This is a genomic window from Jannaschia sp. R86511 (assembly GCF_042466345.1).
Taxonomy (GTDB): Bacteria; Actinomycetota; Actinomycetes; order Actinomycetales; family JBBAYJ01; genus Aquipuribacter.
Window position 1 is genome coordinate 2,631,277 of the sequence record NZ_JAXHCD010000001.1, and the last position, 13,357, is coordinate 2,644,633.

The 13,357-nt window shown below is 73.0% G+C and carries 17 protein-coding genes; 7 read left to right on the plus strand and 10 right to left on the minus strand.

Annotation, left to right across the window (positions count from 1 at the left end; all coding sequences use genetic code 11):
• Positions 1–29 precede the first annotated feature (29 nt).
• From SJY06_RS12395 to SJY06_RS12415, 5 genes are all read right to left on the minus strand, one after another.
• The gene (locus SJY06_RS12395; RefSeq protein WP_380167840.1) at positions 30–476 is read right to left on the minus strand and encodes a YdeI/OmpD-associated family protein; all 447 of its coding nucleotides are present in this window, start codon (positions 474–476) and stop codon (positions 30–32) included.
• Between the two features lie 64 nt (positions 477–540).
• Positions 541–1,137 (minus strand): GNAT family N-acetyltransferase, encoded by a 597-nt coding sequence (locus tag SJY06_RS12400; RefSeq protein ID WP_380167841.1) that lies wholly within the window; start codon positions 1,135–1,137, stop codon positions 541–543.
• Between the two features lie 320 nt (positions 1,138–1,457).
• Positions 1,458–1,661: a DUF3105 domain-containing protein gene (locus SJY06_RS12405; RefSeq protein WP_380169708.1), complete on the minus strand. Its 204-nt coding sequence runs from the start codon at positions 1,659–1,661 to the stop codon at positions 1,458–1,460.
• 3 nt (positions 1,662–1,664) lie between these two features.
• A complete protein-coding gene (locus tag SJY06_RS12410) occupies positions 1,665–1,820 on the minus strand; it encodes a hypothetical protein (RefSeq protein ID WP_380167842.1) in 156 nt (51 codons plus the stop codon).
• A gap of 129 nt (positions 1,821–1,949) precedes the next feature.
• Entirely contained in the window at positions 1,950–2,150 is a 201-nt protein-coding gene (locus tag SJY06_RS12415) for a hypothetical protein (protein WP_380167843.1), read from the minus strand.
• Between the two features lie 161 nt (positions 2,151–2,311).
• On the opposite strand from SJY06_RS12415, the gene SJY06_RS12420 reads away from it, so the two are divergent.
• From SJY06_RS12420 to SJY06_RS12430, 3 genes are all read left to right on the plus strand, one after another.
• Positions 2,312–3,070 (plus strand): TipAS antibiotic-recognition domain-containing protein, encoded by a 759-nt coding sequence (locus SJY06_RS12420; protein WP_380167844.1) that lies wholly within the window; start codon positions 2,312–2,314, stop codon positions 3,068–3,070.
• A gap of 66 nt (positions 3,071–3,136) precedes the next feature.
• The gene (locus SJY06_RS12425) at positions 3,137–3,343 is read left to right on the plus strand and encodes a hypothetical protein (RefSeq protein WP_380167845.1); all 207 of its coding nucleotides are present in this window, start codon (positions 3,137–3,139) and stop codon (positions 3,341–3,343) included.
• A 141-nt stretch (positions 3,344–3,484) separates the two neighbouring features.
• Entirely contained in the window at positions 3,485–4,342 is an 858-nt protein-coding gene (locus SJY06_RS12430; RefSeq protein WP_380167846.1) for a GNAT family N-acetyltransferase, read from the plus strand.
• A gap of 89 nt (positions 4,343–4,431) precedes the next feature.
• Here the strand turns inward: SJY06_RS12430 and SJY06_RS12435 are convergent, their stop codons facing one another.
• On the minus strand, positions 4,432–5,637 hold the full coding sequence (locus tag SJY06_RS12435; protein WP_380167847.1) for an MFS transporter: 1,206 nt from the start codon (positions 5,635–5,637) through the stop codon (positions 4,432–4,434).
• A gap of 32 nt (positions 5,638–5,669) precedes the next feature.
• Between SJY06_RS12435 and SJY06_RS12440 the strand changes: the two genes are divergently transcribed.
• From SJY06_RS12440 to SJY06_RS12450, 3 genes are all read left to right on the plus strand, one after another.
• On the plus strand, positions 5,670–6,722 hold the full coding sequence (locus tag SJY06_RS12440) for a LacI family DNA-binding transcriptional regulator (protein ID WP_380167848.1): 1,053 nt from the start codon (positions 5,670–5,672) through the stop codon (positions 6,720–6,722).
• Between the two features lie 186 nt (positions 6,723–6,908).
• Entirely contained in the window at positions 6,909–7,244 is a 336-nt protein-coding gene (locus tag SJY06_RS12445; protein ID WP_380167849.1) for a DUF4287 domain-containing protein, read from the plus strand.
• The gene (locus SJY06_RS12450) at positions 7,241–7,828 is read left to right on the plus strand and encodes a GNAT family N-acetyltransferase (protein ID WP_380167850.1); all 588 of its coding nucleotides are present in this window, start codon (positions 7,241–7,243) and stop codon (positions 7,826–7,828) included. Before SJY06_RS12445 ends, SJY06_RS12450 begins: the two co-directional genes overlap by 4 nt.
• 304 nt (positions 7,829–8,132) lie before the next feature.
• On the opposite strand, the gene SJY06_RS12455 is transcribed toward SJY06_RS12450, so the two are convergent.
• Together SJY06_RS12455 and SJY06_RS12460 are read right to left on the minus strand one after the other, a co-directional pair.
• Positions 8,133–8,753 carry a hypothetical protein gene (locus tag SJY06_RS12455; protein WP_380167851.1) on the minus strand — a complete coding sequence of 207 codons (621 nt, stop codon included), beginning with the start codon at positions 8,751–8,753 and terminating at the stop codon, positions 8,133–8,135.
• Between the two features lie 64 nt (positions 8,754–8,817).
• Positions 8,818–10,065 (minus strand): EAL domain-containing protein, encoded by a 1,248-nt coding sequence (locus SJY06_RS12460; protein WP_380167852.1) that lies wholly within the window; start codon positions 10,063–10,065, stop codon positions 8,818–8,820.
• A 56-nt stretch (positions 10,066–10,121) separates the two neighbouring features.
• Here SJY06_RS12460 and SJY06_RS12465 point away from each other — a divergent pair, with 56 nt between their 5' ends.
• On the plus strand, positions 10,122–10,523 hold the full coding sequence (locus tag SJY06_RS12465) for a YjbQ family protein (RefSeq protein ID WP_380167853.1): 402 nt from the start codon (positions 10,122–10,124) through the stop codon (positions 10,521–10,523).
• On the opposite strand, the gene SJY06_RS12470 is transcribed toward SJY06_RS12465, so the two are convergent.
• Positions 10,504–12,201 (minus strand): long-chain-fatty-acid--CoA ligase, encoded by a 1,698-nt coding sequence (locus tag SJY06_RS12470; protein ID WP_380167854.1) that lies wholly within the window; start codon positions 12,199–12,201, stop codon positions 10,504–10,506. The genes SJY06_RS12465 and SJY06_RS12470 overlap by 20 nt on opposite strands.
• A gap of 41 nt (positions 12,202–12,242) precedes the next feature.
• Positions 12,243–13,280, minus strand: a complete 1,038-nt coding sequence (locus tag SJY06_RS12475) for a 1-aminocyclopropane-1-carboxylate deaminase (protein WP_380167855.1) — start codon at positions 13,278–13,280, stop codon at positions 12,243–12,245.
• Positions 13,281–13,357: the final 77 nt, after the last annotated feature.

Genomic DNA, 13,357 nt, shown 5'->3' on the forward strand with positions numbered 1-13,357 from the left:
CCCGCCAAAGTGACGGGCCGGCGTGGTGCTCAGCCGGACGTGGGGGAGAGCAGTTCGAGGACCTTTCCGATGCGGCGCTCACGCGTGCTGTCGGTCTTCGCCTCGGCCACCTGCCGGGCCAGCTCCTTCCGTCTGGAGTAAGAGAGCGCCGCGAACCGGTCCGATAACCCCTCCCGGTCCAGCGCTGCGCTCAGCGGAGCCGGCACCTGCACCTCGCGGGGACCTTCGTCGAGCACGAGCGTGACGTCGACCGTGTCACCCGCCGCGAGGCCGGCCGCATCACGGTGGGCCTTGGACAGCGAGACGAGGCTCCGCCCGTTCATGGCCCCGACCGTGCTCCTGTAGTCGTAGCCGGCCACCGTGACGAGGACCGGTGGCCGCTTGCCGGCGCCGAGCTCGCGCAGGCTCGCCTCCGGCACCTCGATCCCGGTGTTGTTGCCGAACCCGAGGATGACTGTGCGGAAGCTGGTGCGCATCGTTCCTCCGTCGATCGTTTGCGTCACCCGTGGGACTGACAGCAGCCCAGGAAGTCATCGGTGGCTACGGAGTCGGACCCTCGCTCGGCTCGGGCGCTGCCGTCGTCGGCCAGCGCTCGCTCGTGATGCTGTAGACCACCTCGCCCTGATCCGCCCCGGGCAGGGGTTCGTCCCACGAGCGGTGCTCGGTGCGCACATGTCGCATGCCCAGCTTGGTCATCACGCGCCGGCTCGCTTCGTTGACCGCCATCGTCTCCGCCCGGACCTCGCCCAGACCCACGGTCCCGAACCCGTGGGCCAGGAGGGCTCGAGCTCCCTCGGTGGCGTATCCCTGCCGCCAGTGCCGACGCCCGATCCTCCAGCCCGCCTCGGCCCTCGTCGGCCGGTCCGGCACGGGCCGGTCCGGCGAGAGGGCCCACCAGCCGAGGAAGGCGTCGTCGGCAGTGGTCCATCCCACCCACCAGCCGAGACCCACCGCGTCCGCGCCGAGGTCGTCACAGACCGGCGCCCAGTGGTCCTGCGCCTCCTGGACGGTGCGGGCTCGGCCGATGATGTACCGAAGGACCTCGGCGTCGGTGTCCAGCTCGACCAACCGCGGCAGGTGCTGGCCGGTCATGGGCTCCAGCTGGATGCGCGAGGTGGTCAGCACCGGCCGGTTCATCCGGTCATTGTCGGTCTGGGGATGGCGGGTCGCCCGTTGCTACCGTCCCGGGATGAAACGGACTCTCCTCGGCGGTCTGGTCGGCGGTGTTCTGGGGGTTCTCCTGTCCCAGCTCCTGGTGGCACAGGGCCTGTGGCCCGACTCCACGCTGAGCCGAGTGCTACTCGTCGCTGCGGCTGGCGTGGTGATCATCGGCGTGGGGGCCATCAGTCGTCGGCGTCACGATCAGAGGGTGCCGATCGATGACCCCGACGCCGTCGAGGGGCCGCGGCAGCCGTAGGGGGTCGCCCCGCCGGCGGGTGCGGGTCGTCTCGCGGTGGTCAAGGGGTGGTGTCGATGCCGCCGGAGCACGGGGCGCCGGGCTCCTGGGTCTGCTCGCCCTGCAGGTGCCTGACGAGGAACTCCGGGAGCCGCCCGTCGTCGACGGAGTCGAGCTGCAGCTGCAGGCCCCACGCGTTGGCCACGACGGGGCGCGGCAGCCCAGCCATCGGTGAGACCAGCAGGTAGCTGTTCTCGGCGGCCAGGCCCTAGAGGTCGGTGACCTGCTCGGCGGTCTGCTCGCCGAGAGTCTCGAGGCCCTCTACGGCTCCGCCGGTCTTCTGCTCGAGCGTCGTCCGCGTGGCCTCGATCCGGGCGATGACATCGACGACGACGACGCCGATCAGGACCAGAGCCAGGGTCACGGCGATCCCGACGATCAGCAACGGCGTCCGCGCCCGCCCTCCTGAGCGGCCCGCAGCCTCGCCGCGCCGCCTCGTCGGTCGTCAGGGGTCGTCATGGCACGGGACGGGCTCCTCGTGTCGGTCCGAGTCTCACATGTGCTCGGTGTCCTGGAAGCTGCCTTCCGAAGTGGCCACGCCCAGGCCCGCCACGACGACCGCGACCGCTGCGAGGACCACGCCGAGCCAGACGACCCCGAAGCTGAGCGCCACCGCGGCACCGCCGGCGAGGACGGATGCACCCAGCCAGCAGCGCAGGATGTGGATGATCGCCGTCCCTTGCTCCCTCGTCATGTGGTCAGGATGCAGCATCGTCGGCTCCGGCAGAAGGCGGACCTGGTCGGGCATCTGAGATCCCGCCTTGCGGTTGACGCGGCGTCAGCTCCTACCGTCGTGCAGGCCGGTGGGATGGTCCTTCCGGCACCGTGGTGAACGGGAACGGACAGGGGTGGACCGTGGCGTGGACGACGGCCGAGGTGGCGCGGATGTCGGGGACGACGGCGCGCACGCTGCGGCACTACGACGCCGTCGGTCTGCTCGTGCCTGCCGGCACCGGGGCGGGCGGGGTCCGGCTCTACGAGCGGGAGCACCTGCTGCGCCTGCAGAGGATCCTCCTGCTCCGCGAGCTCGGGGTGCCCCTGGCCGTCGTCGGGCAGGTCCTCGCCGGTCAGCGCGACCAGGTCGCGGCCCTGCGCGCCCACGCCGACGAGCTCCAGGCCGAAGGGGGCCGTCTGGCCCGCCTCGCCGAGACGGCCCGTCGCACCGCGGCCCACCTGGAAGGAGAGGACGACATGACCGAGCAGCAGTTCTTCGAGGGGTTGGCCCGCGACCGCGACCGCTACGAGGAGGACCTCGTCGCCCAGCACGGCGAAGGCGTCCGGACCGCGTCCGCGCAGTCACGCGAGCGGACGGCCGGCTGGAGCCGGGCGGACTTCGAGCGCGCCGGGCAGGAGCACCGCGAGCTGGCCGAGCGCATGGGCGCGGCCAAGCGAGGGGGCGCGGCACCGGGCGACGAGGCCGTCCAGGTGCTCGTCGCCGAGCACCACGCCGCCGTGGCCGCGCACTGGACGCCGGACCGCACCGCCTACCGCGGGCTCGCGGACACCTACGTCGAGGACCAGCGGTTCCGCTCCTTCTACGACGACGTGGAGACGGGTCTCGCCGCCTGGCTACGGGACGCCATGGGCATCTGGGCCGACGCCCACCTCGCCTAGCACCGGGACGGCGGCACGGGGACCTGCCTGCCCCGTCCCGCCCGAGGTGACGCCTACGCTCCGAGGGTGCTCACCCGCCTCGCGACCGCGTCGAACGACATGTTGCTGCCGGCTTCGTACGACCTGCTGTGGTCCCTGGCGCTGGTCGTGATGGTGCTCTCTCCCGTCGTCCTCGCTCTCATCGGCTACGGCGTGGTCCGGCTGGCGGTGCGCCACGAGCTCGCCCGGCGGGACCGCAGCCGCGCGCGGACGTCGCTGTCGGTCCACGACTAGGGGTGAGAACCGCCGGTTCTAGACGCTGGTGACCTCGAGAAGGTCCTCGAGGCCGCTGAGGTCGGCGGCGTTGCGGGTGTAGAGCCGTGCGTCGTGGAGGGCGCTGGTGTCGCCGGGGTCCTGACGGGCACGCTTGTCGTCGTGGAGGTCCGCCGAGGTTCCCCGTCAGAGCTGCTCGACCGGTGCGCCTCCCTGCTCGTCGCCGACGCAGTGAGCACCAACGTCGTGGCCACGGTGGCCACCGCCGAGGCCGCCCGCGGAGAGGCGCTCTCGGCGTACCTGTGGCTCGAGCGCGACGGGGAGCCGACTGCGGTAGCCGTGGTCACGCCGGGCCTGCCCGTGGCGCTGTCACGCTGCGACGACGACGAAGCAGCAGCGTTCGCCGACGCGCTGCACGACTCCGGCGACGACGTGGTGGGCGCCGCGGGACCGGACGGCAGCGCCCGCGCGTTCGTGCGTCGCTGGACCGGGAGGACGGGAACCGTCGTGACCCGGGAGATGCGGCAGGGCGTCTACGTCTGCGACGAGATCCAGCGGCCAGCCGGGGTCCTGGGCGCGTCCAGGCTCGCGGCGTCCACCGACGCGGCCCTCGTCACCGGCTGGCTGCGGGACTTCGCCGTCGAGGCCGGCCTGGACCCGGCGCCGCCTCACCTGGTCACCACCATGCTCGCGGGGCGGCGTGCGCACCTGTGGACCGTCCCGGCGGCGCACGTCGCCGGTGCGAAGGTAGTCAGCGAGAACGTCGCCGACGACACGGTCGCGTTGCTCGCCGTGCGGACCTCGCGCGCAGGCATGGCTCGGGTGGGTCCGGTGTGGACCCCGCCGGACCAGCGGCGGAGGGGGTACGCCTCGGCGCTGACCGCGGAGGTCACCGCGCAGGTGCTCGCCCGCGGTCACCGCGCCATGCTCTTCACCGACCTCGACAACCCCACGTCGAACGGGATCTACCAGGCCATCGGCTACCGACGGGTCGGGGACGCGGCGATGCTGCGCTTCTGAGGTCCCGCGTGGCGGCCTGCCGCGGTCGCTGACTCTCGGCCCGGTGTCGGGGGCAGGTCGCGCCGGAGGAGGGTCGCCCGTCAGGACGTCTACGGCTTGCGCGTGGAGGTCACCGAGGCGCAGTGGCCTGTCCGGAGGACGAGGGGGGTGAGTGCCGCCATGACCGCGGTGAGCGCGGCGACGGCGATCATGGCGCCGCGCAGGCCCACGGCCTCGGAGGTGAGGCCGACGTAGGCGGGGCCGGCGAGGAAGCCGACGTAGGCGATGACGGTGATGGTGGCCGTGGCGCGGGCTCGGCGGTGCTCGGGGACGGTCCGGGAGGCCACGCCGAGCAGCGTCGGGAAGAGCACGGCCGTGCCGGCCGCGGCCAGGGCCAGCGCTGCCAGTGCCGTGGGCAGGGTCGGGGCCTGGGAGAGCAGCACGGCGCCGGTTGTGGCGGCCACGGCACCGGTGAGCACGAGAGCGCGGGCATGGCGGGGGTCCAGCCGAGCGACGGCAAAGCGGGTGGTGGCCACCACGGCGGCGAAGACGGCCGGTCCGAGGGCGCTGAGGCTGGAGGGGGCGGCGAGCTCGTCCTCCAGGTACACCGCGCTCCAGCTCTGGTGCGCGTTCTCGCTGGCGAAGGCCAGCGCCCCCAGGGCGCCGACCCCGACCAGCAGCGCGTACGGGGTCCCGGAGCCCCGAGCCAGCAAGGTCGGAGGTGCTGGCGAGAACGGCGTCGGGGTGGTCTCTGTCCGCGTGGGGGCGCCGAGGCTGCGCACGATCGCCCCACAGGTCACCGCGGCCGTGAGCAGCACCAGGCCGAAGGGCAGCAGCAGTGGCGCGCCGACTGCGCCCAGCGCGCCGGTGCCCAGGCTGGCGATGACCACGACGGCCGAGAAGGTCGCGTGCACGGGCGTGATCACCGGGCGAGCGGCAGCTTGTTCGACGCGACCGGCGAGGGAGTTCAGCGCCACGTCGGCTGCACCGCTGGTTGCACCCATGAGCGCCAGGCCGGCGCTGAGGGTGAGCAGACCGCCGCCGGCGGTCAAGGCTACGACGGTGCCGGCCAGGCCGAGCGACAGCAGGAGTGGTCCAGTCAGCCACAGCCCCCAGCGGTCCACGGCCCGCCCGGCGAGCAGCATCGCGGGCAGCGCGCCGGCGCCGACGAACAGGAGGGCGACGCCGAGCTCGGCGTCGGTGACACCGGCCTGTTCGCGTATCCGCGGGATGGCCGCGCCCCACACCCCCCAGAAGGCACCGAAGGTGGCGAAGCCCAGGAAAGGCGAGCGGGTCGAGGCGGGGCTCGTCTGCATCTGTGTAACGCTACACACGTACAGTGGGAGGCATGACAGCGAACCGACGACGCGTGACGTTGGATGCCGTCGCCGCCGCGGCCGGGGTCTCGCGAATGACGGCCTCCTACGCCTACAACCAGCCCACCCGCGTCGCCGCGACCACCCGCCAGCGGGTCCTCGCCGCGGCCGAGGAGCTCGGTTTTCTCGGCCCCGACCCATCCGGCCGGTTCCTGCGCCAGGGGGCGCTGCGGTCGCTGGGCCTGGTCCTGGGTGAGAGCTTGAGCTACGTCTTCGAGGACCCGCAGGCGACCAGGTTCGTCGCCGGTCTGGCGCAGGTCTGCACGAGCAACGGGTACGCACTCACGATCATCCCGACCACCGGTGGACCACAGGACGGCGAGCGGATCGCCGCGGCCGCCGTCGACGCCTTCGTGGTGTGGACCACCACGGCCGACGACCCCGTCCTGGACGCCGTGCGTGCCACCCACCGTCGCGCGGTCATCCACGGCGGACCACCGGTCGACGGGTTCACTCTCGTGGGCATCGACAACCGCGCTGCCGCGCGGGCCCTGGCCGCCGAGGTGTGGGCCACCTCCAGCGCGCCCGCGGTGCTCTCGTTCCCGCTGGACCGCGACCGCCGCGCCGGTGTCCACGTCGGCCTGGACCTGCAGCGGGTCGCCTACCCCGTCACCCTTGACCGGCTCGCCGGTTTCCGTGACGCGGCAGGCGACCTCGGCCTCGACTGGTCGACCGTGCCCGTCGCCGTCTGCTCCCTGAACCACGCCGGCCACGCCCGAGCGGCCATCACGGAGCTGCTCGCGGCCGGTCACCAGTTCGACGGTCTCGCCGCGATGAGCGACCAGCAGGCCCTCGGTGCCCGAGACGCCATCCTGGTCACCGGTCGAACCATCCCCGCCGACGTCACCCTCGGGGGTTTCGACGACTCACCCGAGGCAGCCGTCGCCGACCTGACGAGCGTCCACCAGTCGCTGCTCGATCAGGGCGCCCGTGCCGCCACCCTCGCCCTCCGCTACGCAGGAGCAGCCACCGGCACGGTCGACGACTGGCAGCTCAGCCGCCGCGCCAGTACCTCGGGCCGGTAGTCGGACAACCCTGGAATCGCGGAGGAGGCCTCGGACCACGCCGACGAAGGCTGCACGACCGACCCTGCGCTCCCTGGACAAGGGTCCGAACAGGCGTCGCCAAGTGGGAGCGACTCTGGGGGACGGCGGTTAGTCCTGGTGTCGGGATCGGTCGTAGTCGGTGAACCCATCTCCGTTGGAGGAGCGATGTCGTACCAGGCCTACCTCGACGCGGTCGAGGCCAAGACCGGCAAGGCGCCCCGTGAGCTGCTGGACCTAACGGCCGAGCGAGGATTCGGCCCCACCACCAAGGCCGGGGAGGTCGTCACCTGGCTGAAGGACGAGTACGGCATCGGACGCGGTCACGCGATGGCCTTTCACGGGGTGCTCAAGAACGGTCCCATGATCAGCGACGCCTACGTCGGCTCGGGCGGGAGCCACAGCGACCCCTCGACAGAGCTGCATCTGGACGGAGTCGCCGCGCGGAAGCCGATCAGGACGATCCCAGCTCCTCCGACCGGCACCGGGGGTGAGGTGGCGTGACGACCTCGCACGTGATCAGGCCGCTCACTCTTGAGACCTACCCGGCGTGGCTGGCGCTGGCCCAGAAGCACAACGGGGTCTGGGGTGGCTGCTGGTGCTCCTACTTCCACGGCGACACCGAGCGCACCGTCAAGAACGAGCACGACGGGCCGACCTTCAAGCAGCGGCTCGTGGCGGAGGGCGTCGCCCACGCGGCGCTGGTCTTCGACGGAGACCAGGCGATCGCGTGGTGCGAGTACGGCAGTCCGCTGGAGCTGCCGAACATCTACCACCGCAAGCAGTACGACGCGGGCGAGACCAGGCCGGCGCCGTGGCGCATCACCTGCTTCTTCGTCGACCGCGACCACCGGCGCTCGGGCGTGGCCCGGGAGGCGCTCGACGGTGCGCTGGCGCTCATCGCCCAGGCCGGCGGGGGCGAGGTGGTCTCGTTCCCGAACGAGCTGGTCCCGGACAAGAAGACGTCGTCCTCGTTCCTGCACAACGGCACGCGGGCGATGTTCGAGAAGGCGGGGTTCACGTTCGAGCGCCACATCGGCAAGCGCAAGACCGTCATGCGCAAGACGGTCATGCCGGCTCGCGGGTAGCGGCCGGCACCGCCCGTCCACCGCTGACGGTCGGATCCAGGTGCAGACGGTTCTCGACCAGCGTGGCCTCGGGCAGCACGGGCAACGGGACCCCGGGAGTCAGACCCCTCGGGTCGACGACGGCGAGTCCGTCGACCCACTCCGCTCGCGAGCCGTTCATCGCGGTCAGCCGGGCCCCCCAGCGGTCGAAGCCTTCCAGAGCTGGGGCATGGACGTAGCCGACCGCGGCTGGCCAGAACGCACAGGCCCACCGTTGATCGGCGCGCCACCGCAGCAGGTCTCGACGGAGCAGCGTCCCATCGCCTCAGGCGCCGCCGCCCGGGTCGCCTGGACGCACAGGCACCTCGTAGAGCGCGGCCCGGCGGGACATGACGCTGGGATAGCCGTAGTCGGCTGGTGAGAGCTCGCGACCGCCACCGCACGGATCGCTGACCCGCACGAGCCTGTTGGGCCACTCCAGGCTCGATTCGAGAACCAGGCACGCCTCGGTCGCCACCCGCAGGGCGGCCTCAACCTCGTCCGGTTGCAGGTGCACCGGCTGCGCCTTCGTGCGCAGTATCGTGTAGACGGACGTGCCCAGCTCCTCGATCGTGAAGACCACGAGGCCGCCGTTCGTGAGGCGGGGGACGCCCCACCGGTCGACCGCCGGATCTCCGACGTGGGCCGGTTTCCTGGCAGGCCGCCATTCGAGGCCGTCCAGCTCACTGGTCTCCCTGCGCACGGTACGGGCGTGCAGCGGCAGGGTTCTTCCGTTCCACCTGAGCAGGTACTGCTGCCCGCTCTGGTCGCGTCCGAGCCCGCCGGCGGCGGCGAGCACCTCGCCGGTCGCGATGTCCTCGACGTACAACCCCTCGACCAGCTCGACGCCCGGGCCGAAGAACGCGGCCACGTCCTGGGCCGACAACTCGTCGTGGAACTCGAACATGCTGCTCCGTTCGTCCGTGTCGAGGCCCGGTGGCCCGACCCCTCGCCGGCCTACCGGACGTGCGTCAGACCTCGACGGGCGCGACGGCGTCGACCGGCCCGGCCTGGGCGGGGATCAGCTCGGCGGGGGCGACGGCGGTGAACTGGTCCTCCAGCAGGTCGGCCGGCACGGCCCGGCCCCAGAACCAGCCCTGGCCGTAGCCCACGCGCAGGTCGTGCAGGGCGCGGGCGTCCTCGGCGGTCTCCACGCCCTCCGCGACCACGAGGGCGCCCAGGCCGGCGCCGAAGTCCACGAGCGAGCGCACCAGGCTGTGCAGCACCCGGTCGCCGGCCAGCCCGTCGACGATGCTGCGGTCGAGCTTGATGACGTCGGGCTCGGTCACCACGATGTGGCGCAGCGACGAGAAGCCCGCCCCCACGTCGTCGATGGCCAGGCGCATGCCCTCGGCGCGCAGCGGCGCCAGCGCGGCGCGCAACGTGTCGTAGTCCTCGACCTGGTCGTGCTCGGACAGCTCGAGCAGGATGCGGGGCAGCGGCAGCGCGGCCAGGAACGCGGCGGTGTCGGGGTGCAGCAGGGTGGCGGGCGAGACGTTCATCGACACGTAGCCGTCCACCCGGTCCAGCAGGCCGGCCGCGCGCTGCAGCGCCATCAGCTCCAGCCGGTCGCCGCGGCCCACGCTGTGGGCCTCGGCGAAGACCACGTCGGGGGCCTTGCCCCACTCCTGCGGGAACCGGCTGAGCGCCTCGGCGCCGACCCGGCGCCCGGTGACCACGTCGACGATGGGCTGCAGCAGCACCCGGGGACCGCCGGCGCGCTCGAGCGGGTCGAGGCGGGCGTCGATGTCCTCGCGGCGGGCGCGCTCACGCACCTCGGGCTCGATGACCACCGAGGCGGCGTGGGCCAGCACGTCCATCAGGCCCTTGTCCCGGTCGGCGAGGCCCTTGTCGGTGGTCAGCCCGGCCGCGCAGAACGTGCCGTACAGCGACCCGTCGCTGAGCACGACGGGCACCGAGACGTAGCTGCGGATGCGCGGGAACCTGGCCGCGGGCAGCTTCATGGCGTTGGGGTGGGCCTTGAGGTCGGGGATCACCGGCGGCAGGTCACCGTCGAGGATCGCCTGGCACAGGGTGGTCTCCTGCCGCTGCGTCACGCCCTCCTGGAACAGGAACGGCACGGACGACTCGACGACCTCCAGGTGCTGCGTGGTGCCGTCGAGGCGGGACAGGAACGCCACCGACAGGTGCAGCGACTCCTTGGCGGTGCGCAGCAGGTCGGCGATCTGCTCGTCGGTGTCGCTGCGCTTACGGCCCATGGGGTGCTCATCGGCAGGACCTGCCCGTCACCTGAGGCGGCGCTAGCGTGACGGGCGTGCTGTCCACCGAGCTCACCGTCCGCACCGGCTCGCAGGTCGTCACCGACCTGACCGACCGGGCCGCCCGCTTCTGCGCCGACGCCGGTGACGGCCTGCTGAACGTGTTCGTGCCGCACGCCACGGCCGGCGTCGCCCTGATCGAGACCGGCGCCGGCAGCGACGACGACCTGGTCGCCGCGCTGGCCGCCCTGCTGCCCGCCGACGACCGGTGGCGCCACCGCCACGGCTCCCACGGGCACGGCCGCGACCACGTCCTGCCCGCCTTCGTCGCCCCGTCCGTCACCGTGCCGGTGCTGGGCGGGGTCATGCAGCTGGGCGTGTGGCAGTCGGTCGTGCTCGTCGACACCAACGTCGACAACCCGGAGCGCCGGGTGCGGCTCAGCCTGCTGGCCGGCTGAGCAGCTCCTCGCGGACCTGGCGGCGCAGCACCTTGCCGATGACCGAGCGCGGCAGCTCGTCGACCACGACCACGCGCCGGGGCACCTTGTAGCCGGCCAGGTGCTCGCGGCCGGCGCTGCGGACCTGCTCGGGGTCCAGCTCGGCCCCCGCCTCGGCGACCACCGCGGCCACGACCTGCTCCCCGCCGTCGTCGGTGGGCAGGCCCACCACGGCGGCGTCGGCCACCCCGGGCACGCGCCGCAGCGCGTCCTCGACCTCCGAGGGGTAGACGTTGAACCCGCCCGTGATGATGAGCTCCTTGATCCGGTCGACCACGGTGACGAAGCCGTCGTCGGACATGACGACGACGTCACCGGTGCGCAGCCAGCCGTCGGGCAGCAGCACGGCCGCGGTCTCCGCGTCGCGCCCCCAGTAGCCGGAGAACACCTGCGGGCCGCGCACCAGCAGCTCGCCGGGCTCGCCCTGGGCCCGGTCGCGGGAGGTGTCCTCCGGGTCGACGATGCGGATCTCCGTGGACGGGAACGGCACCCCCACGGTGCCGGGACGCCGGGCCGCGGACACCGGGTTGCCCAGGGTGATGGGCGAGGTCTCCGTCATGCCGTAGCCCTCCACCAGCAGGCCGCCGCTGACCTGCTCCCAGTCGGTGACGACCGCCGGCGGCAGGGCCATCGCCCCGGAGATGCCGTACCGGACCGACGTCAGGTCGACCCCGCGCTCGCGGGCCCGGCGCGCCAGCGCGGCGTACACCGGGGGCACGGCGGGCAGGAACGTCGGCGCCCGACGACCGACGGCGTCCAGGACCTGGTCGGCGTCGAAGCGCGGGAACAGCACCAGGGTGGCGCCGATCGACACGGCGAACGTGAGGCACAGGGTGAGCCCGTAGGCGTGGAACAGCGGCAGCACGGCGTAGACCGTCTCCTGCCCGTCGCGCAGCCCGGGCACCCAGGCCCGGCCCTGGGTGGCGTTGGCCAGCAGGTTGCGGTGGGTGAGCACGGCGCCCTTGGGGGCGCCGGTCGTGCCGCCGGTGTACTGCAGCAGCGCGACGTCGTCACCGCCGGGTCGGGGGTGGCTCGCCGGCAGCGGCCGGGCGGCGGCGACCAGCCGGTCCCAGCCCGTCGTGGCCGGGGCCGGGGCCGTCATCGCCGCGCGGGTCGCGCGGGACCGGGCCAGGGGCAGGCGCAGCGCCAGCCGCTTGACCCGGGGCAGCGCCGTGGTCAGGTCGACCGACACCACGGTCTCGACCGCGGTGCGCGGCTGCGAGGCGAGCACGGCCGGGGCGGCCTTGTCCCAGGCCACGACCACCCGGGCGCCGTGGTCGGCCAGCTGCTGCTCGAGCTCCGCCGCGGTGTACAGCGGGTTGTGCTCCACGACGACGGCGCCCAGGCGCAGCACGGCGTAGAACGCCACGACGTGCTGCGGGCAGTTGGGCAGCACCAGGGCCACCCGGTCACCGACGCGCACGCCGAGCCCGGCCAGCGCCGCCGCGGCCCGGTCGACCCGGTCCAGGAGGTCGGTGAACGTGGTCCTCGCGCCGTAGAAGTCCAGGGCGACCGCCGGGCCGAAGCGCTCGGCCGAGCGCTGGAGCAGGTCGACGAGCGAGCCGTCGGGCACGGTGACGTCGGCCGGGACGTCCGGGGCGTAGCTGCTGAGCCAGGGCCGTCCCGAGGTCGCCGTCATGGCCGCGACCCTAACCTACGGTGCCGTAGGTTCCGGTCGGCTCAGGCGCTCGTCGGGTCGTCGCCCGACCCGGTGAACAGGGCGCTGTAGGCGTTGAGCGCGGGCTGCCCGCCCAGGTGGGCGTACAGCACGTTGGAGCCCGGCCCGATGTCGCCGCTGCGGACCAGGTCGATGAGCCCGGCCATCGACTTGCCCTCGTAGACGGGGTCGATGATGACGCCCTCGAGCCGGCCGAGCAGCCGGATGGCGTCCAGCGTGGACTGCACCGGGATGCCGTACAGGTCGCCGGCCCAGCCCTGCAGGACGGTGATCTCGTCGTCGCGCAGGTCCCGGCCCAGGTCGATCAGGTCGGCGGTGTGCCGGGCGATGCGCCCGACCTGCTCGCGGGTGGCGTCGATCTTCGCCGAGGCGTCGATGCCGATGACCCGGCGGGGGCGGTCCTGACCGGCGAACCCAGCGATCATGCCGGCGTGGGTGGACCCGGTGACTGAGCAGACCACGACCGTGTCGAAGAAGACGCCCAGCTCGGCCTCCTGCTGCTGCACCTCGTAGGCCCACTGCGCGAAGCCGAGCCCGCCGAGCGGGTGCTCCGACGCCCCGGCCGGGATGCCGTAGGGGACCCCGCCCCGGTCGCGGACGTCCTGCATGGCCTGCTCGTAGCTGTCCTTGATCCCGATGCCGAAGCCCGACGGGTCCAGGCGCACCTCGGCGCCCATGATGCGCGACAACATGATGTTGCCGACCCGGTCGTTGACGGAGTCGGGCCAGTCCACCCAGCGCTCCTGCACCAGCACGGCCTTGAGCCCCAGGTGCGCGGCGACGGCCGCGACCTGCCGGGTGTGGTTGGACTGGAAGCCGCCGATGCTCACCAGGGTGTCGGCGCCGGAGGCCAGCACGTCCGGGACGATGTACTCCAGCTTGCGGGTCTTGTTGCCGCCGTAGGCCAGGCCGCCGTTGCAGTCCTCCCGCTTGGCCCAGATGCTCGCCCCGCCCAGGTGCGCGCTCAGCCGTTCGAGGCGGTGGACCGGGCTGGGCCCGAAGGTGAGCGGGTGCCGAGGGTGGTCCTGCAGCGCGGTCATCGGTGTCTCCTCACGGGGGCGGGGGCGTGCGGGACAGCCTGGCCCACCCGGGGCGCGGCGCGGCGTGGCGCCCGGGG

Coding starts and splice junctions, on each gene's coding strand:
- SJY06_RS12415 (WP_380167843.1), bottom strand. CDS start 2,150: ATGACGAGGGAGCAAGGGACGGCGATCATCCACATCCTGCGCTGCTGG.
- SJY06_RS12460 (WP_380167852.1), bottom strand. CDS start 10,065: ATGGGCCGTAAGCGCAGCGACACCGACGAGCAGATCGCCGACCTGCTG.
- SJY06_RS12395 (WP_380167840.1), bottom strand. CDS start 476: ATGCGCACCAGCTTCCGCACAGTCATCCTCGGGTTCGGCAACAACACC.
- SJY06_RS12445 (WP_380167849.1), top strand. CDS start 6,909: ATGTCGTACCAGGCCTACCTCGACGCGGTCGAGGCCAAGACCGGCAAG.
- SJY06_RS12435 (WP_380167847.1), bottom strand. CDS start 5,637: ATGCAGACGAGCCCCGCCTCGACCCGCTCGCCTTTCCTGGGCTTCGCC.
- SJY06_RS12475 (WP_380167855.1), bottom strand. CDS start 13,280: ATGACCGCGCTGCAGGACCACCCTCGGCACCCGCTCACCTTCGGGCCC.
- SJY06_RS12455 (WP_380167851.1), bottom strand. CDS start 8,753: ATGTTCGAGTTCCACGACGAGTTGTCGGCCCAGGACGTGGCCGCGTTC.
- SJY06_RS12440 (WP_380167848.1), top strand. CDS start 5,670: ATGACAGCGAACCGACGACGCGTGACGTTGGATGCCGTCGCCGCCGCG.
- SJY06_RS12400 (WP_380167841.1), bottom strand. CDS start 1,137: ATGAACCGGCCGGTGCTGACCACCTCGCGCATCCAGCTGGAGCCCATG.
- SJY06_RS12470 (WP_380167854.1), bottom strand. CDS start 12,201: ATGACGGCGACCTCGGGACGGCCCTGGCTCAGCAGCTACGCCCCGGAC.